Below are 19740 nucleotides of genomic sequence, written 5' to 3' on the forward strand. Positions count from 1 at the left end.
TCAGCCTCCCAGGGTAACATTGAAACCTTCGCACTCGGCCAGTTGACGCATCGCTGACACCTCATCTTCTGTCGGCGGGATCGCTTGCCGCATTCCCCACACCTGTCCCAGCAGACGGTATTTTGGCTCCCCATACTGATGGAAGGGCAATAAATGCAGCTGCCGTATTCCTGAAGGTAACAGGAAAGCCAGCACGCGCGCCATGTTCGTTTCGTTAAGCGTATAGCCAGGAATAAGCGGGACGCGGGGAATCACGTTTATCCCGTCAGCCACCAGCTGACGGAAATTATCCAGCACTCTGGGAAGATTCATTGCCACAATTGATTGGGCCAGCGCCGTGTCCATGATCTTCAAATCAAACAGCACTTCATCACACTGGCGGGCCAGCGGCATTAATCGGGACAAAGGCGCATCGCCTGCCGTTTCGATGGCCGTATGCACGCCGAAACGACGCAGCCTCTGTAGAAGCTGTGTCGCGAAAGGCGCCTGCAGCAACACTTCCCCGCCCGAAAGCGTCACCCCGCCTCCCGAGGAACGAAAGAAGACATCATCTTTCATCACCTCGTTTTCAAGCTCATCCAGCGTCACGTCGCGCCCGATGTGCTCGAACGCGCCGGAGGGACACTCCTCAGCGTCCCGCAGGCAGGGAGCACAGTGCAGACATTTACTCTCCCGGCGCACCGTCTCGATTTTCGGGGAGATCGACTCCGGATTCGCACACCACGGACAGCGGTGAGGGCAGCCTTTAAAAAAAACCACCGTGCGGATGCCGCTTCCGTCGTTCAGTGAGTAGCGCTGGATGTTGAAAATACGCGCCACGTCGACGCGCGTTTCAACCACGTCACAGCTGATGTGCTGTGCGGCGGATAATGTCATCCTGGATCTCCTTCGATAACTCGACAAAGAAGGCGCTGTATCCGGCAACGCGCACCACCAGCCCGGCAAAATCCTGTGGACGCTGTTGCGCTTCACGCAATGTTTCCGCGTTCACCACGTTAAACTGGATATGCTGCAGCTTAAGCTGGGTGAAAGCGCGAAGGAAATCCGCCAGCTTTTGCAGCCCGGCATCGCCTTCCAGCGTCGCAGGGGTAAATTTAACGTTTAACAGCGTACCGTTAGATAACAGATAGTTATCCAGCTTGCTTACCGATTTTAATACCGCCGTTGGGCCCTGCATATCTTGCCCAAGCATCGGCGAGAGCCCACCGTCAGCCAGTTGCTCTCCGGCAAAGCGGCCATCCGGTGTAGCTCCCACCACCGCCCCCAGCGGCACGTGTGCCGATACGGTATAAGAGCCTGGCGTGAACTGTCCGCCGCGCGGGTTCCGGTATTTTTCGACCTCTTTACAGTAATGGCGCAGCAGTTCAGCGCTGATATTGTCGACATCATCGATATCATTGCCGTATTTTTCGAAGCGATTGATCAACCTTGCACGCACCTTTTCGCCCTCTGGGGTGGCAAAGTTCGCTTTTAACACGGCTAAGAGCTCATCAAAACTTAAGCGCTGCTGTTCAAAGACCAGCCCTTTCAGGGCGTGCAGTGAATCGCTCAGGTTGGCTATCCCGATTCCCTGAACGCCAGAAAAGTTATACCGCGCCCCGCCGTCGGTAATATCTTTCCCTGATTCAAGACAATCGCTGATAAATGAAGAGAGCAACGGTACCGGTGCCCAGTCTCGATGGCCGATATCGCAGATGTTGCTCCCCTCAACCATCAGCGCAATGTAGTGATTAATTTTGGCGCGAATATGGTCCAGCAAGCCTTCATAACTCAGCGCTGCGTTGCCTTCGTTCTCCTGCATCGCGATTTCCATCACCTTCAGCAGGTTAAACATCGCGATATCATGCAGACCGTAGGTTTTACCCGGAATTGACAGTTCTACACAGCCAACCACCGCGTAGTCGCGCGCATCTTCCAGCGACACCCCCCGATTCAGGAAAGCGGGCACCACCACTTCGTCATTGAAAATCTGCGGGATACCGGTGCCCAGGCGGATCGTCTCCGCCGTTTTAAGCAGAAAAGGACGGTCGATAAGTTCGTTAACCCGCACGCCAAGGTTCGGTTGAGGAAGCTGAACGCTCTGATAAGCATCCAGGCACAGGAAGGAAAGCACATTCACCGCGCTACGACCGTTCTCCGTCAGGCCGCCCAATAGTGCGGTATACCCGGTCGGGAATCCGGCAAAATAGCGGGCGCTGCTGGTCGAGCGTAAAAGCACCACATCATTGCACTTCACCCACAGCGATTCCAGAATCTCTTTCAGGAAAGCGGGCGCTTCGCCCTGTGAGAGCGAGGCCTGATAAAAGGGCAGCATGTACTGGTCAAAGCGCCCGATGGAGAGCGAACTTGCGTTGGATTCATACTGCAAAATAACGTTCATGTACCAGAAGAGCTGACACGCCTGCCAGAACGTTTGCGGCTTATGCTGCGCGTTGTGGCGCGAGATTTCTGCCATCTTCCGTAATTCTTCACGCCGTGCTGCATCGCTGCTTGCAGCCAACTCTTCAGCCAGTGATGCATAGCGCAGTATATGACGCTGGGACGCTTCAAGCAGAATCAGCGCGGCGGCATAGAACGTGTTCTGCGCATCGCGGGCGCAGCGTTCGCGCAATTCCTCCACCAGCACACCCAGGCCGTTATTGAGCAGGCGCGGATAATCAATAATGATATGCCCCTGCCCTTTGTCCGTCTGGTTGACGCTGAAAATTTGCGTCCCCACAGCGGCTTTCACCTCATCCGTCATCTGGCTGTTAATGAAATCCTTCATTGACCGTTTTTCCCAGTAGGGATACAGCACGTCACGGTAGATCTGTTTATCCGCTTCGCCGATCTCGAAGCGGTCCTGTGGACGAGTGGAGAACTGGTCCAGCTCCTTAAGCAGCCAGTACGGATCCATCTCAGGCGACATAATGCCCGCACGCGGTTTAACGGTCCGGTTTCCGGCAATCAGTTCCTCATCACGAATCGCGATGTTCACATGGTCAAGAATGTACGCCGTGGCTTTTGCACGCCTGAGGATAACCGGCTCACCTTCCGTCTTCTGATGGCTGGCGGTATAGAGCAAAGCACGCTCAAGCGAGATTTCACGTGGGCTGGCAAAAAGTGCGTCTTTCAAACGCTGGGTACGATTCGTCATGAGGGAACTCCTGTAACGGAAAACGAGCCCGCCCCGAAGGGCGGGAGAGCGTCAGGCGGTTTGCGCCAGGTGGGCATCAATCTTGTTCATGATGGCGTCGGCGCGTTTTACCGCGTCGCTAATGTTGACGCGCACGATGGTTTTCCCGGCAAAGCGCTCTTCAAATTTAATGCCGATATCTTTGGTCAGGATCACCATATCCGCTGCGGCGATATCCTCAGCATTCAGCTCGTTCTCAAGACCAATCGACCCCTGCGTTTCAACCTTTACTTCCCAGCCTTTGGCTTTAGCGGCGCTTTCCAGCGCTTCGGCCGCCATGTAGGTATGGGCAACGCCAGACGGGCATGCTGTTACTGCGATAATTCGGGCCATCTTCTCTTCCTCACTCAGTTAATTTCAAAATCCAGATCCAGGTCGTCCTCTTTTTCCTCGACCTGTTTTGCATTCTTGCGGGCAATACTCTTCAGCACGTTGACGCTAATGGCCGTCACCACCGCCCCTACGGCAACCGCCGCGATGTAGCCCAGTTTGCCTTCCACCACAGGGAGAACAATAAGCCCGCCCCAGCCGGCATAACATTGCGCCCCCATCACGGCAGCCGTCACTGCGCCACACGCGGATCCCAGCATGATGGAGGGAATAACGCGCAGAGGATCGGCAGCGGCGAACGGAATGGCCCCTTCGGTAACCCCCACGCAGCCCATCACTAATGCAGCCTTACCCGCTTCACGCTCTTCACCGGTAAAATTCTTGCGATTAATCAACGTCGCCAGGCCTAATCCCAGCGGTGGCACACAGATACCGACTGCCGCAATCGCCACCACGGTGTAGACGCCCTGAGCAACGCAGATCAGCATGAAGGCATAGGCGACTTTATTAATCGGGCCACCCATGTCGAAGGCCAGCATCAACCCCATGATGATGGCCAACACAACGATGCTGCCCTGCTGCATCCCTTGCAGCCACTGGGTTAAGCCCGTCGTCAACGCACCAACAGGTTCGCCCAGACCCCACATCATGATGCCTGCGGTAACAAAGGTGCCGATGATAGGGATGATGAAGATAGGCATGACGGAGCGCAGGACTTTCGGGACCGGCAGTTTTTTCAGATACCAGACCACAATCCCGCCGAGGATCCCGGCAATAATGGCGCCGAAGAAACCGGCACCGAAGCTGTTACCTACCCACGCGGCAATAGCGCAGGGAGCAAGCGCGGCGCGCTCGGCAATGGAATAGCCAATATAGGCGGCCAGGAAAGGCACCATCAGCGTTAACCCCGCCACGCCGATATCAAATAGCTTTTTGAGGTTAGGATCGGTTGCGGCATCCGGTACCGCGCCCTTGCCGTACAGCATGACCGAAACCGCCAGCAAAATACCGCCCGCGACCACGAACGGGATCATGTGCGACACCCCGGTCATCAGATGCTGCCGCGTGTTCTTGAGAATATGCACCAACTCTTTCATATGTCGCTCCTGGCCTAAAACCATAAAGATGTTGTGGCAAACAATAGGCAATCAGGAAGGCGGCGGACAGGAGACAAAAAGGCCATTTACTGGATTTTTGTAATATCGAAATAAAAATGCGATCCGCCTCGACATTTCGGATAGACGTTACGCATAAGACAAACCACCATAACCTGTGAGTCAAATCTCACTTTTCACCTGATATTACATTTGTCCAGCTTTTGACAGATTTGTCACATGGCGCGCGCCATCAACACACTCGTATGCTGTTCCCCAATGAATGATGATGAGTTTCAGGAGTGTTTATGGCTCTGGTAGTGGAATTTACCTGTGAATTGCCCAACGGTGTTCACGCGCGTCCGGCAAGTCATGTAGAGACGCTGTGCAATACATTTATCTCGCAAATCGAGTGGCACAACCTGCGCACAGACCGCAAAGGGAATGCCAAGAGCGCACTGGCACTTATTGGCACCGACACGCTGGCAGGCGACGCCTGTCGTCTGGTGATCCACGGTGAAGATGAGCAGAGCGCCCATCAACAGCTGGAACAATGGCTCCGGGAAGAGTTTCCCCACTGCGACGCGCCGCTTGCGGAAGCCCCCAATACCGAGCTTGATCCGCTGCCAGAATCTCTCACGCGCCTTAATCCAACGCTTTTTCGCGCCCTGCCCGTTTGCAGCGGCAGCGCCCGGGGCGTGTTAACCTTGCTGACCTCGCTGGATCTCAATGCACTGACGGATTTACCCGACGCGAAAAACGTGGAAGAAGAGCAGTCAGCGCTGGATAAAGGCCTCACCCTGCTGGTGAAAAACATTGAGCTGCGCGCGCTGGACAGCGACAGCACCGCCAGCGCCATTCTTGAGGCACATCGTTCGCTGGCAACGGATACCTCTTTGCGTCAGCATCTCCTTGCAGGAGTGAGCCAGGGTTTGAGCTGCGCGCAGGCTATAATCGCCACAGCTAACCATTTCTGCGATGCGTTCTCTCGTTCCAGCAGCAGCTATCTGCAGGAACGCGTGCTGGATGTGCGCGATGTTTGCTATCAGCTGCTGCAGCAAATCTACGGTGAACAGCGCTTCCCCGCACCGGGCCAGCTGACGCAGCCGACCGTTTGTCTGGCGGATGATCTTACGCCCGGCCAGTTCCTGGAGCTCGATAAAACCTTGCTTAAGGGGCTGCTGTTAAAAAGCGGTGGAACAACCTCGCACACCGTTATTCTTGCACGTTCCTTTAATATTCCGACGCTGGTCGGCGTCGACAGTGAAAGCCTGCTGCAGTGGCGCAATAAACCCGTATTTATTGATGGCAATGCCGGTGCGGTCGTGGTCAACGCCAGCGATGCGGTGGCACGCTACTACCGCCAGGAAGCACGGGTACAGCAGGCACTCCGCGAGCAGCAGCGCATCTGGCTTGACCGGGAAGCCAGAACCGCCGATGACCTGCGCATTGAGATCGCCGCAAACATCGCCCACGCGGTGGAAGCGCAGGCAGCATTCGGGAACGGCGCCGAGGGCGTTGGCCTGTTTCGCACCGAAATGCTGTATATGGACCGTACCAGCGCGCCCGGCGAAAACGAGCTGTACAACATTTTCTGTCAGGCGCTGGAAAGTGCAAACGGGCGCAGCATTATCGTGCGCACCATGGATATCGGCGGCGATAAACCGGTGGCGTACCTGAATATCCCGGCCGAAAACAACCCGTTCCTCGGCTACCGCGCCGTACGTATTTACGAAGAGTATGCCGCCCTTTTCACCACTCAGCTTCGGGCGATCCTGCGCGCCTCTGCTCACGGCAGCCTGAAGATCATGATCCCGATGATCTCTTCCATGGAAGAGATCCTGTGGGTGAAAGAGAAACTTGCCGAAGCGAAACAGCAGCTTCGCGCTGAACACATTCCGTTTGATGAGAAAATCCCGCTCGGCATCATGCTGGAGGTGCCTTCGGTGATGTTCATTATCGATCAGTGCTGCGAAGAAATTGATTTCTTTAGCATCGGCAGCAATGACCTGACGCAGTATCTGCTGGCCGTCGACCGCGACAACGCCAAAGTCACACGCCACTACAACAGCCTGAACCCGGCCTTCCTGAGGGCGCTGGATTATGCGGTACAGGCCGTCCATCGCCAGGGGAAATGGATTGGCCTGTGCGGAGAGCTGGGCGCAAAAGGTTCAGTGCTGCCGTTGCTGGTGGGTCTGGGACTGGACGAGCTGAGCATGGGGTCGCCCGCTATTCCGGCAACCAAAGCGCGCCTGGCACAGCTTGATAGCCGCGCCTGCCGCCAGCTGCTGAATCAGGCCATGGCGTGTCGCACTTCGCTTGAAGTGGAACACCTGCTGGCGCAGTTCCGCATGAATCAGCAGGACACACCGCTGGTCACACCTCGCTGCATTTCACTGGATAACGACTGGAACAGTAAAGAAGAGGTCATGAAAGGGATGACCGATAACCTGCTGCTCGCCGGACGTTGCCGCTACCCCCGCAAGCTGGAGGCCGATCTGTGGGCGCGCGAAGCCGTTTTCTCCACCGGGCTTGGCTTCAGCTTCGCCATTCCGCACAGCAAGTCTGAGCATATTGAGCAATCCACCATCAGCGTTGCGCGCCTGAAATCCCCCGTCATGTGGGGAGATGAAGAAGCAAAATTCATCATCATGCTGACGCTGAACAAACACGCCGCTGGCGATCAGCATATGCGTATTTTCTCCCGCCTGGCCCGCCGCATCATGCATGACGATTTCCGCAGTGCGCTGGTCAACGCCAGCTCAGAAGAGGCCATCGCCTCCCTGCTGCAACACGAATTAGAACTCTGAAACGAGGAAGAGTAATGGAACTGTATCTGGATACCGCCAACGTGGCGGAAGTTGAACGTCTGGCCCGCATCTTCCCTATTGCGGGCGTTACCACCAACCCGAGCATCATTGCCGCCAGCCGTGAATCCATCTGGGACGTGCTCCCGCGCCTGCAAAAAGCCACTGGACCGGAAGGCACGCTGTTTGCTCAAACCATGAGCCGCGATGCTGAAGGCATGGTAGCGGAGGCAAAACGTTTGAGTAACGCCGTCCCCGGCATCGTGGTGAAAATCCCGGTGACGGCTCAGGGGCTCATCGCGATTAAGGCATTGAAAAAAGAGGGTATAACCACGCTGGGGACCGCCGTTTATAGCGCGGCACAAGGTTTGCTTGCCGCGCTGGCAGGCGCGAAATATGTCGCGCCGTATGTAAACCGCGTTGACGCGCAGGGCGGTGACGGCATTCGCATGGTCCAGGAGCTGCAATCCCTGCTGGAATTGCACGCGCCGGAAAGCAAAGTGCTGGCCGCCAGCTTCAAAACGCCGCGGCAGGCGCTGGACTGCCTGCTGGCGGGATGCGAGGCAATCACGCTTCCCTTAGACGTAGCGCAACAAATGCTCGGCACGCCAGCGGTAGAGTCAGCCATAGAGAAGTTCGAGCAGGACTGGAAAAACGCGTTTGGTAACCTCAACCTCTAAGGGAGAACTGTTATGGACCGTATCATTCAATCGCCGGGAAAATATATCCAGGGCGCTGATGTGCTTACCCGTCTCGGCGACTATCTGAAACCCCTGGCCAATCGCTGGCTGGTCGTCGGCGATAAATTTGTGCTGGGTTTTGCCGAAGAGACCCTGCGTCAGAGTTTTAAAAAAGCCGAACTGCATGCCGAAATCGCGCCGTTTGGCGGCGAATGTTCACAAAATGAAATCGACCGACTGAAAAAACTGGCCGACAGCGCCGACTGTCTGGCGGTGCTGGGTATTGGCGGCGGTAAAACGCTCGATACCGCCAAAGCGCTGGCCCATTTTATGGACGTACCCGTCGCCATTGCGCCAACCATCGCCTCCACCGATGCGCCGTGCAGCGCCCTTTCCGTCATTTACACCGATAGCGGTGAGTTCGATCGCTACCTGATGCTGCCGCACAACCCGAACATGGTAATCGTCGATACCAAAGTGGTAGCGGGCGCGCCGGCACGCCTGCTGGCCGCCGGGATTGGCGATGCGCTGGCGACGTGGTTTGAAGCACGCGCCTGCTCGCGCAGCGGCGCGACCACCATGGCGGGCGGCAAATGTACGCAGGCTGCACTCGCGCTGGCCGAGCTGTGCTACAACACGCTGATTGAAGAAGGTGAAAAGGCCATGCTTGCAGCGGAACAGCATGTGGTTACGCCGGCGCTGGAACGCATTATCGAAGCCAACACCTATCTCAGCGGCGTGGGCTTTGAAAGCGGCGGACTGGCCGCAGCGCACGCTATTCATAACGGAATGACGGCGGTACCGGACGCGCACCACTTCTATCACGGTGAAAAAGTGGCGTTTGGCACGCTGACGCAGCTGGTGCTGGAAAACGCGCCGGTAGAAGAAATAGAGACCGTCACCGCGCTTTGTCACAGCGTTGGGCTGCCAATCACGCTGGCGCAGCTGAACATCAAAGAGGATATTCCGGCCAAAATGCGTCTGATCGCGGAAGCCTCCTGTGCCGAAGGGGAAACTATCCACAACATGCCCGGCGGCGTAACGCCGGATCAGGTGTATGCGGCGCTGCTTGTGGCCGACCAGTATGGGCAGCGGTTCCTGCAGGAGTGGGAGTAAATAGCGTGAATAAAAATCCCCGCATCAGCGGGGATTTTTTTGCCCGTAAGCCGGGTAAGCGTCAGCGCTACCCGGCACAGGGGTTACTGCAGGTCAAACCGGTCCAGATCCATCACCTTCGCCCATGCGGCAACGAAGTCACGGACGAACTTCTCATGCGCATCATCACTGGCATAAACCTCTGCCAGCGCGCGCAGAACGGCGTTAGAACCGAAGACCAGATCGGCGCGGGTGGCGGTGTATTTCACTTCACCGCTGGCGCGATCGCTTCCGGCAAACAGTTCATTAGATTCGTCGGTCGCCTGCCACTGGGTGTTCATGTCCAGCAGGTTCACGAAGAAATCGTTGCTCAGCACGCCCTCGCGGTCGGTGAACACGCCATTCTTGCTGCCATCAAAGTTGGCACCCAGCACGCGCAGGCCACCGATCAGCACCGTCAGCTCAGGCGCGGTCAGCGTCAGCTGCTGGGCTTTATCAATCAGCAGTGACTCTGTCGTGGACACATCCACCTGCGCACGGTAGTTGCGGAAGCCGTCGGCAATCGGTTCGAGCAGGTTAAACATCTCGATATCCGTCTGATCCTGACGCGCATCGACGCGGCCCGGGGTGAACGGAACGTTGACGTAAACGCCTGCCGCTTTCGCCGCCTGCTCAACGCCCACCACGCCCGCCAGCACGATGATATCCGCCAGAGAGGCTTTGTTGGTGGTGCGCTGGATAGCTTCCAGAGCCGGCAACGCGCGAACCGCTGCGGCGTTCACATCCCAGTCGCGCTGAGGGGCCAGCGCCAGACGCGCGCCGTTGGCGCCACCGCGCTTGTCGCCGCCGCGGAAGGTTGAAGCTGACGCCCAGGCAACGGAAATCAGTTCGCTCACGGAGAGGCCAGAGGCAGCGATTTCCGCCTTCAGGCTTTCAATGTCTTCTTTCGACGGATTGAACACCGCCTGCGGCAGCGGGTCCTGCCAGATCAGATCTTCTTTCGGCACTTCCGGGCCAAGGTAACGCGATTTTGGCCCCATATCGCGGTGGGTCAGCTTGTACCACGCGCGCGCGAAGGCTTCGTTGAAGGCCTGCGGATCGTTCAGGAAACGGCGGGAAATTTTCTCGAATTCCGGGTCAAAACGCAGCGTCAGGTCGGTGACCAGCATGGTAGGTTTGCGTTTTTTCGACGGGTCGAACGGGTCAGGCATGATTTCCGGCGCATCCACGGCTTCAAACTGAATCGCTCCCGCCGGGCTGCGGGTCTGCACCCATTCGTATTTGAACAGGTTCTCGAAGAAGTAGTTGCTCCACTGGGTCGGGGTTTGCGACCAGATGACTTCCAGACCGGAGGTAATGGCATCTGCGCCAACGCCCGTGCCGTGCGTGCTGGCCCAGCCCAGGCCCTGCGCTTCAATCGGCGAGGCTTCCGGGTCGGTGCCGACGTGCGTGGCTTCACCCGCGCCGTGGGTTTTGCCGAGGGTGTGGCCGCCCGCGATCAGCGCAACGGTCTCTTCGTCGTTCATCCCCATGTTGCCGAAGGTCGCGCGAATCGCTGCCGCCGCTGACAGCGGTTCACCGCTGGCGTTTGGCCCCTCCGGGTTCACGTAGATCAGGCCCATTTCGGTGGCGGCCAGAGGACGCTTCGCCAGCGCCTCCGGATCACGGTGGGCCAGCCAGGCTTTTTCATCACCCCAGTTTACGTCCAGATCCGGTTCCCAGACGTCTTCACGCCCGGCACCAAAACCAAAGGTGCGGAAGCCCGAGTTCTCCAGCGCCACGTTACCCGCGAGGATAAACAGGTCGGCCCAGGAAATTTTTTGTCCGTATTTTTGCTTGATGGGCCACAGCAGACGGCGCGCCTTATCCAGGCTCACGTTATCCGGCCAGGAGTTCAGCGGCGCAAAGCGCTGTTGACCGCGTCCGGCACCGCCGCGTCCGTCAACGGAGCGATAGGTACCCGCGCCGTGCCAGGCCATACGGATAAACAGGCCCGCATAGCTGCCCCAGTCGGCAGGCCACCACGGTTGAGAGTCGGTTAAAAGGGCTTTAAGGTCGCCTTTAAGGGCGGAGTAATCAAGTTTGCTGAATTCTTTGCGGTAGTCGAAGTCTTCACCCAGCGGGTTCGAACGATTGGAATGTTGATTAAGAAGATCGATGCGGAGTTGTTTTGGCCACCAGTCGCGGCTGCCTGTACCTGCCCCCGCGCTGTGATCGACGCCGCCCTGGTGGAACGGGCATTTGCCGACCGATGCCGCTTTATTGGTCTCGTCTGACGTGCTCATCGCTATGCTCCCTTTTACAGTGTTACCGTTACGATATACACCACTAGCAATAAGTTATAGTTGAATTAATCCACAGATTCGATAGCTAATACCTTTTAACTATTCGCGTGATAAAAAAGCCCTCGTAAAACGAGGGCTTTGTACTTGTTACGCCGGACGAACGCCCAGCGTATGGCAAATGGCGTAGCTCATCTCCGCGCGGTTCAGCGTATAGAAGTGGAAATCTTTCACCCCTTCACGGCTTAAAATTTTCACCATGTCCATCGCGATATTGGCCCCCACCAGCTTGCGGGTTTCCGGATCATCGTCCAGCCCTTCGTACATTTTGGACATCCACAGCGGAATGCGAACATTGGTCATATCAGCAAACTTCTTCGCCTGTTTGAAGTTAGAGACCGGCAGAATACCCGGAATAATTTCAACGTCGATGCCCGCGGAGACGCAGCGGTCACGGAAACGCAGGTAGCTTTCCACATCAAAGAAGAACTGGGTAATGGCGCGGTTCGCGCCGGCGTCCACTTTACGCTTCAGGTTAAGCAGATCGGCCTGGGCGCTTTTCGCTTCCGGATGCACCTCAGGATAAGCGGCAACGGAGATATCAAAGTCAGCCACGTCTTTCAGCAGCGCGACCAGATCGGCGGCATACATGTCCGGCTTACCGCTGCCCGGCGGCAGGTCACCGCGCAGTGCGACGATATGACGAATGCCATTATTCCAGTAATCCTGGGCGATGGCCCGTAACTCGTCGCGGGTCGCGTCGATACAGGTGAGATGCGGCGCCGCTTCCAGACCGGTACGATCTTTGATGCCTTTAATGATGCTGTGCGTACGGTCACGCTCGCCGGAGTTAGCACCGTAAGTCACGGAGACGAACTTCGGCTTCAGGCTGCTAAGACGATCGATAGAGCTCCACAGGGTTTGCTCCATTTCACTGGTGCGCGGCGGGAAAAATTCAAAAGAGACGTTAATCTGGCCGTTTACTTCGGCCAGGCTCTGATTCAGTGCTTCCCGCTGGTTGGCGTGAAAAAAGCTCATACCTTACCTCTATCAATCGCATGTCGTTATTTGTTGTGTTGTGAACTTCTATACGTTTAGACGTCCAGATGTAAAAATGACGGAAAAGCGGAGGGACGTCAACATAAATAATCAACAATAACGGTGAGGTTTGCTCAGGAAAGATGAAGAAAGTTCATGATGGGTGGTAGGGAGTGAGACATCGCCTCCCCAGGACCGTACACCCCTTTGGGTAAAGGGGAAAAAACCGCATCGCGCAGTCCTCTCCCCTATGGGATGTACGGTGCGGTTTTAATGCCAGCAGAAGTGATGCACAACCTGGGTAATCAGTTCGCGGGTTGGCTTGATGAAGCGGGTTTCCAGATATTCATCCGGCTGGTGCGCCTGGTTGATGGAGCCGGGGCCCAGGACCAGCGTAGGGCAAAGCGTCTGAATAAACGGCGCTTCGGTGCAGTAGTTCACCACGTCGGTTTTCTCACCGAGCAGCTTTTCCACCACCTCAACCAGCTGATGGTCCGGCGGGCATTCGTAACCCGGGATCGGCGGATGCAGTTCGGAGACCGTCAGACGGCCCGGCCAGCGCTCGCTCACCGGAGCCAGCGCTTCATTCAGCAGGCCGTCGAGATCGCTGAGGGTCATGCCCGGCAGCGGGCGAATGTCCATATGCAGTTCGCAGCAGGCGCAGATGCGGTTCGAGGCATCTCCGCCGTGCAGGCTGCCGAGGTTCAGGGTCGGATACGGCACGGTGAACGCGTCGTAGTGGTAGCGCTCTTTCAGATCGTCGCGCAGGGTCATGATACGGCCGATGGCGTCATGCATCAGCTCAATGGCGTTCACGCCGCGCGCCGGATCGCTGGAGTGGCCGGACTGGCCCAGCACGCGCACGGCCGTAGAAATATGGCCTTTGTGCGCGCGGATCGGCTGTAGAGACGTCGGCTCGCCGATGATCGCGCAGTCCGGGCGAATCGACGTGTTTTCAGAGAAGTAGCGCGCGCCCGCCATGCTGGTTTCTTCATCGGCGGTCGCCAGAATGTAGAGCGGTTTTTTCAGCTTCGTCACGTCCACGTCACGCAGCGCGTCGAGGATAAAGGCGAAGAAGCCTTTCATGTCGGCGGTGCCCAGACCATAAAGCTTGTTGTCGTGCTCGGTCAGGGTGAATGGATCGCGTGTCCAGCGGCCGTCGTCAAACGGCACCGTATCGGTATGACCGGCCAGCAGCAGGCCGCCCGCACCGGTTCCGGTGCTGGCGAGCAGGTTAAATTTGTGGCGGGTTCCTGGGACGGGCTGAACCTCAACGTTAAACCCAAGATCGCTAAACCAACCCGCCAGCAGATTGATTAAAGACTCATTGCTCTGATCCAGCGCTTCTTCCGTTGCGCTGATGGACGGTGTGGCAATCAGGGCGCGGTAGATCTCGATAAATGGCGGTAAGTTCATTTTCATTGTTGACACACCTTAGGTCGTGATAGTATCAATATTCATGCAATAAATGTGAATAAAAATACACTAACGTTGAGCATAAAGGAAACCGATGTTGAATACGCTGATTGTAGGCGCTAGCGGTTATGCGGGCGCAGAGCTTGTAAGCTACGTGAATCGCCATCCACATATGACCATAACCGCTTTGACCGTGTCAGCGCAAAGCAATGATGCAGGAAAGTTAATTTCCGATTTGCATCCGCAGCTTAAGGGCATGGTCGATCTGCCGCTGCAGCCCATGTCTGACATCAGCGAGTTTACCGACGGCGTCGACGTGGTGTTTTTAGCCACCGCGCACGAGGTCAGCCACGACCTGGCGCCGCAGTTCCTGGCGGCTGGGTGCGTGGTCTTCGACCTCTCCGGCGCGTTCCGCGTGAATGACGGCGCGTTCTACGAAAAATATTACGGTTTCACCCATCAGCATCCGCATCTGCTGGAAACAGCGGTGTACGGCCTGGCGGAGTGGAGCGCAGACAAACTGAAAGAAGCGGACCTGATTGCCGTTCCGGGCTGCTACCCGACGGCGGCGCAGCTTTCCCTGAAGCCGCTGATCGACGCGGGCCTGCTGGATCTGAGCCAGTGGCCGGTGATCAACGCCACCAGCGGCGTGAGCGGCGCAGGCCGCAAGGCGGCTATCTCCAACAGCTTCTGCGAAGTGAGCCTTCAGCCGTATGGCGTGTTTAATCACCGTCATCACCCTGAAATCACGACGCATCTGGGCGCGGACGTCATTTTCACCCCGCACCTGGGCAGCTTCCCGCGTGGGATCCTCGAAACCATTACCTGCCGCCTGAAACCGGGCGTGACTAAAGAGCAGGTGAACGAGGCCTTCAAGCAGGCGTATGCGGACAAACCGCTAGTGCGCCTGTACGATAAAGGCGTGCCGGCGCTGAAAAACGTGGTCGGTCTGCCGTTCTGCGATATCGGCTTTGCCGTTCAGGGTGAGCATCTCATCGTGGTGGCCGCAGAAGATAACTTACTGAAAGGCGCTGCCGCACAGGCAATGCAGTGTGCAAATATTCGTTTCGGCTTCCCTGAAACGCAGGCTCTTATTTAAGGTGTGATGATGAACCCATTAATTATCAAACTCGGTGGTGTACTGCTGGACAGCGAAGAAGCGCTGGAGCGTCTGTTTACCGCGCTGGTGAACTATCGCGAATCACACCAGCGTCCGCTGGTGATTGTGCACGGCGGCGGCTGCGTGGTGGACGAGCTGATGAAAGGGCTCAACCTGCCGGTGAAAAAGAAGAACGGCCTGCGCGTCACGCCTGCTGACCAGATTGACATCATTACCGGCGCGCTGGCGGGCACGGCGAACAAAACGCTGCTGGCGTGGGCGAAGAAACACCACATCTCGTCCGTTGGCCTCTATCTGGGCGATGGCGACAGCGTAAAAGTGACCCAGCTCGACGAAGAGCTCGGCCACGTTGGACTGGCGCAGCCAGGTTCGCCTAAGCTGATTAACACGCTGCTGGAAGGGGGTTTCCTGCCGGTGGTGAGCTCTATCGGCGTGACCGAAGAGGGCGAGCTGATGAACGTCAACGCTGACCAGGCGGCGACGGCACTCGCGGCAACGCTGGGCGCGGATCTGATCCTGCTTTCCGACGTGAGCGGCATTCTGGACGGCAAAGGCCAGCGCATTGCGGAAATGACGGCTGAGAAAGCCGAGCAGCTGATTGCCCAGGGTATTATTACCGACGGCATGATCGTCAAAGTGAACGCCGCGCTGGATGCCGCACGCACGCTGGGCCGCCCGGTGGATATCGCCTCCTGGCGCCACGCGGAACAACTGCCTGCGCTGTTCAACGGCACGCCGATTGGCACGCGTATTTTAGCGTAAGTTTTTATTGAATGACCTTAGGCCGGGTAAGCGAAGCGCCACCCGGCAGAACTAACGAATAAAGGAATCATGTTATGGCACTTTGGGGTGGGCGTTTTACACAGGCAGCGGATCAGCGGTTCAAACAGTTCAACGACTCTTTGCGCTTCGACTACCGCCTGGCCGAACAGGATATTGTCGGCTCTGTGGCCTGGTCCAAAGCGCTGGTGACGGTGGGCGTACTGACCGCAGACGAACAATTACGGCTGGAAGAGGCGCTGAACAATCTGCTGGAAGAGGTACGTCTTAATCCGCAGCAGATCCTCGAAAGCGATGCTGAAGATATTCACAGCTGGGTGGAAGGCAAGCTTATCGACAAAGTCGGCCAGCTGGGTAAAAAGCTGCATACCGGCCGCAGCCGTAACGACCAGGTCGCCACCGATCTGAAGCTGTGGTGTAAAGATACCGTTGGCGAACTGCTGGCGGCTAACCGTCAGCTGCAGAGCGCACTGGTGGAGACCGCGCAGAACAACCAGGACGCGGTGATGCCGGGTTATACCCACCTGCAGCGCGCGCAGCCGGTGACCTTCGCACACTGGTGTCTGGCCTACGTCGAGATGCTGGCGCGTGACGAAAGCCGTCTTCAGGATACCCTGAAACGTCTGGACGTCAGCCCGCTGGGCAGCGGCGCGCTGGCCGGTACGGCGTATGAAATCGACCGTGAGCAGCTGGCAGGCTGGCTGGGCTTTGCCTCAGCCACCCGTAACAGCCTGGACAGCGTGTCCGACCGCGACCACGTGCTGGAGCTGCTATCCAATGCGTCTATCGGAATGGTGCACCTTTCGCGCTTTGCCGAAGACCTGATCTTCTTTAACTCTGGCGAAGCGGGCTTCGTCGAGCTGTCTGACCGCGTGACCTCAGGCTCATCACTCATGCCGCAGAAGAAAAACCCGGACGCGCTTGAGCTGATCCGCGGCAAATGTGGCCGCGTGCAGGGCGCGCTGACCGGTATGATGATGACCCTGAAAGGGCTGCCGCTGGCGTATAACAAAGACATGCAGGAAGACAAAGAAGGGCTGTTCGACGCGCTCGACACCTGGCTGGACTGTCTGCATATGGGCGCGCTGGTGCTGGACGGCATTCAGGTGAAACGTCCGCGCTGCCAGGAAGCGGCGCAGCAGGGCTATGCGAACTCTACCGAACTGGCGGATTATCTGGTGGCGAAAGGCGTACCGTTCCGTGAAGCGCACCATATTGTGGGTGAAGCGGTGGTGGAAGCCATTCGTCAGGGTAAACCGCTGGAAGATCTGGCGCTGGCCGACCTGCAGAAGTTCAGCGCGGTTATCGGGGATGATGTGTATCCGATCCTTGCGCTGCAGTCTTGCCTGGATAAACGTGCCGCGAAAGGCGGCGTGTCGCCTAAGCAGGTGGCGCAGGCGATAGCGGATGCGAAAAACCGGTTGGTTTAATCTGTCCTGACAGGTGCCCTCTCCCACTGTACGGTCCGGGGAGAGGGCCAGGGTGAGGAGTTACAGCAGCTTAGCCAGACGGTTGATGTCGGACTGAATGGCTCCAGCGGTGACATCGCGCCCCGCGCCCGGACCACGGATCACCAGCGGGTTATCGCGATACCAGCGGCTTTCGATGGCGAAGACGTTATCACACGGCAGCAGCGCCGCCAGCGGATGTTCAGGACGCACCGCCTCGACGCCGACTCGCGCTTTTCCGTTGGCCTCGAAACGCGCCACGTAGCGCAGCACCAGCCCCATCTCGTTCGCCGCCTCCAGACGCTGTACCATCTGCTCGTTAAGCTCTTCACCATTTTCAAAGAAATGATCCACAGAACCTTCTTCACAGCCGGCAGGCACCAGCGATTCGACGCGTACGGCATCCGGTTCGATATCGTAACCGGCCTCACGCGCCAGGATCACCAGCTTACGCATCACGTCTTTGCCGGAAAGGTCAACGCGCGGATCGGGCTCGGTTAAGCCCTGCTGCCACGCCTGATCCACCAGGTCGGTGAAGGGTACGGTGCCGTCAAACTGCAGGAACAGCCAGGAGAGCGTGCCGGAGAAGATACCGCTCAGCGCCAGAATGCTGTCGCCGCTTTCAATCAGGTCACGCACGGTGTGGTTGACCGGCAGGCCAGCCCCAACGGTGGCGTTATAAAGCCAGTGGCGCCCCGTTTTTTCAAACGCGTCGTGGATCTGGCGGTATTTATCGGTGCTGCTCGCCCCCGCCAGCTTGTTCGCACTAATAACGTGGAAACCGTGGCTGGCGAAATCCAGATACTGATCCGCAAGCTGTTCGCTGGCGGTAACGTCCAGCACCACCAGATCGTCATACGGGTGCGCGCGCATCCACAGGAACAGCGACTCTTCATCCTGCTCTACGGCTTCATCATTAAAGAAGGCAAGCGCGCGGCTGGCGTCCAGCCCTTCGTAGTTCAGCAGGCTGCGGCGGCTGTCCACCACGCCCGCAAGAACGAATTCGAATCCGGTACGCGCCGAGAGCGTCACCTGTTCGCGGGCAAACAGCTCCAGCCAGCGGGAACCGATGTTGCCTTTCCCGAACAGCACCAGACCGATGCGCTTTTCCGCGCGGAACAGAGAGGTGTGCAGGCCCTGGATCAGGCTCTCGGTTGGCCCTTTACGCAGAACGGCGACCAGGCTGATGCCCTCTTCCGACTGCCAGGTGAACTCCACCGGCTGGCCTTTCAGCTGCTGCCAGAAGCGGTGGCAGTGCAGCGGGTTACGGGTGACGCCCGCGCCCACCATCGCCACCAGCGCCAGCCCCTGACGCAGGCGAAGCTCGCCCGGCAGGCCAGCTTCATCCAGAATTTTCAGCGCGCTGTCCGCCACTTCAGCGGTGTAGCAGAACTGCAGCAGTTGACGATCGTTATGCACGCCAACGGCCAACGGACGCACCTGGGCGCGTTTCAGGATCGTGTCGATATCTTTATGCGCCAGCTTGAAGTCCTGGCCTGCAGGCACCTGGAACTCAATCAGGCAGATGTCGTCGTGGCTGGTGACAATACGCGCCCCGGTACCGGACGCCAGCACGCGCTCAATGCGCGTGGAGCCTTGATCCGGAGTGTAACTGCAGCGCAGCTGGAGGTCGATATCGCTGCCGGAAACCGGCTGCAGCGTGCGCGCGTGCAGCACTGGCGCGGCCAGACGCGCCAGCTCGCTGGCTTCGTCGAGACGCAGCAGCGGCAGCAGGCAGGCATCTTTTACTTTGCGCGGATCCGCGCTGTACACACCGGCCACGTCGCTCCAGATGGTGACGCGGGAGACGCCCGCCAGCGCGCCAATCTGCGTTGCCGAGTAGTCGGAGCCGTTACGGCCCAGCAGCACGGTTTCGCCCGCGTTGCTGCGGCTGATAAAGCCGGTGACGACAATACGTTTGCCCGGGTGCTGCACCAGCAGCTGTTGCAGCAGCGGGTAGGACAACCCTTCATCCACCTGCGGCTGCGCGGCGCGTTCGGCGCGCAGAAAATCACGCGCGTCGAGCCAGGCCGCTTCCACGCCCAGGTGCTGCAGCACGGCGGCCATCAGGCGCGCGGACCACACTTCACCGTGGCCCACCACTTCGGCATACACCGCGTCGGTAATCCCGCTGTCCAGCAGGGCAGCCAGACGCTCAAGGTCATGCGTGAAGGCGCCGATCAGCCCGTCCGCCACGTCCGCAGGCAGCAGGCCGGCAATCAGCTCGCTCTGGTAGCGGCGTAAGGACTGTTGCACCTGATGCGCAGAAAGGCGATCGGTCTGGCTCAGTTTCAGCCAGCTAATCAACTGGTTGGTGGTGCTGCCCGCCGCCGAGACAACCATCATGTCACCCGGCTGTGAATATTCCGTCATGATGCCTGCAACGCGCAGGTAACATTTCACATCAGCAAGACTACTACCACCAAACTTGTGCAGCTGACGACCCTTCGCCCCTGCCTGCGCTATCACACTCAT

Annotated in this window: 14 protein-coding genes; 6 read left to right on the forward strand and 8 right to left on the reverse strand. The window is 57.9% G+C overall.

Annotated features, from left to right (window positions below; translation table 11 throughout):
- The 4 genes from ADJ24_RS16210 to ADJ24_RS16225 are packed head-to-tail and all read right to left on the reverse strand — an operon-like array spanning position 1 to position 4602.
- The gene (locus tag ADJ24_RS16210) at positions 1–876 is read right to left on the reverse strand and encodes a [formate-C-acetyltransferase]-activating enzyme (protein WP_023309668.1); all 876 of its coding nucleotides are present in this window, start codon (positions 874–876) and stop codon (positions 1–3) included.
- Positions 842–3136: a formate C-acetyltransferase gene (locus ADJ24_RS16215; RefSeq protein WP_023309669.1), complete on the reverse strand. Its 2295-nt coding sequence runs from the start codon at positions 3134–3136 to the stop codon at positions 842–844. Before ADJ24_RS16215 ends, ADJ24_RS16210 begins: the two co-directional genes overlap by 35 nt.
- 51 nt (positions 3137–3187) lie before the next feature.
- On the reverse strand, positions 3188–3508 hold the full coding sequence (locus ADJ24_RS16220; RefSeq protein WP_023309670.1) for a PTS fructose-like transporter subunit IIB: 321 nt from the start codon (positions 3506–3508) through the stop codon (positions 3188–3190).
- A gap of 14 nt (positions 3509–3522) precedes the next feature.
- A complete protein-coding gene (locus ADJ24_RS16225; RefSeq protein WP_023309671.1) occupies positions 3523–4602 on the reverse strand; it encodes a PTS fructose transporter subunit EIIC in 1080 nt (359 codons plus the stop codon).
- Positions 4603–4907: 305 nt separating this feature from the next.
- Here ADJ24_RS16225 and ptsP point away from each other — a divergent pair, with 305 nt between their 5' ends.
- From ptsP to gldA, 3 genes are read left to right on the forward strand one after another with little or no spacing between them, the layout of a single operon-like run.
- Positions 4908–7409 (forward strand): phosphoenolpyruvate--protein phosphotransferase, encoded by a 2502-nt coding sequence (gene ptsP / locus ADJ24_RS16230; RefSeq protein WP_048702970.1) that lies wholly within the window; start codon positions 4908–4910, stop codon positions 7407–7409.
- Positions 7410–7423: 14 nt separating this feature from the next.
- Positions 7424–8086 carry a fructose-6-phosphate aldolase gene (gene fsa / locus ADJ24_RS16235; RefSeq protein WP_023309673.1) on the forward strand — a complete coding sequence of 221 codons (663 nt, stop codon included), beginning with the start codon at positions 7424–7426 and terminating at the stop codon, positions 8084–8086.
- A gap of 12 nt (positions 8087–8098) precedes the next feature.
- The gene (gene gldA, locus ADJ24_RS16240; protein WP_023309674.1) at positions 8099–9202 is read left to right on the forward strand and encodes a bifunctional L-1,2-propanediol dehydrogenase/glycerol dehydrogenase; all 1104 of its coding nucleotides are present in this window, start codon (positions 8099–8101) and stop codon (positions 9200–9202) included.
- A gap of 83 nt (positions 9203–9285) precedes the next feature.
- Here gldA and katG read toward each other — a convergent pair whose 3' ends face one another.
- From katG to argE, 3 genes are all read right to left on the reverse strand, one after another.
- Positions 9286–11466 (reverse strand): catalase/peroxidase HPI, encoded by a 2181-nt coding sequence (katG, locus tag ADJ24_RS16245; protein WP_023309675.1) that lies wholly within the window; start codon positions 11464–11466, stop codon positions 9286–9288.
- 147 nt (positions 11467–11613) lie between these two features.
- Entirely contained in the window at positions 11614–12501 is an 888-nt protein-coding gene (metF, locus tag ADJ24_RS16250; protein WP_023309676.1) for a methylenetetrahydrofolate reductase, read from the reverse strand.
- Between the two features lie 270 nt (positions 12502–12771).
- The gene (argE, locus tag ADJ24_RS16255; RefSeq protein WP_023309677.1) at positions 12772–13923 is read right to left on the reverse strand and encodes an acetylornithine deacetylase; all 1152 of its coding nucleotides are present in this window, start codon (positions 13921–13923) and stop codon (positions 12772–12774) included.
- Positions 13924–14011: 88 nt separating this feature from the next.
- Between argE and argC the strand changes: the two genes are divergently transcribed.
- The 3 genes from argC (at position 14012) to argH (ending at position 17247) form a co-directional block, all read left to right on the forward strand.
- Positions 14012–15016: an N-acetyl-gamma-glutamyl-phosphate reductase gene (gene argC / locus ADJ24_RS16260; RefSeq protein WP_023309678.1), complete on the forward strand. Its 1005-nt coding sequence runs from the start codon at positions 14012–14014 to the stop codon at positions 15014–15016.
- 6 nt (positions 15017–15022) lie between these two features.
- Positions 15023–15799: an acetylglutamate kinase gene (argB, locus tag ADJ24_RS16265; RefSeq protein WP_100247348.1), complete on the forward strand. Its 777-nt coding sequence runs from the start codon at positions 15023–15025 to the stop codon at positions 15797–15799.
- Positions 15800–15873: 74 nt separating this feature from the next.
- Positions 15874–17247, forward strand: coding sequence for an argininosuccinate lyase (gene argH / locus ADJ24_RS16270; RefSeq protein ID WP_023309680.1), 1374 nt, complete (start codon positions 15874–15876; stop codon positions 17245–17247).
- Between the two features lie 60 nt (positions 17248–17307).
- On the opposite strand, the gene ADJ24_RS16275 is transcribed toward argH, so the two are convergent.
- Positions 17308–19740 (reverse strand): bifunctional aspartate kinase/homoserine dehydrogenase II, encoded by a 2433-nt coding sequence (locus ADJ24_RS16275; protein WP_023309681.1) that lies wholly within the window; start codon positions 19738–19740, stop codon positions 17308–17310.

The sequence above is a fragment of the Enterobacter sp. 940_PEND genome (genome assembly GCF_001059415.1).
Classification (GTDB): Bacteria; Pseudomonadota; Gammaproteobacteria; order Enterobacterales; family Enterobacteriaceae; genus Enterobacter; species Enterobacter cloacae_M.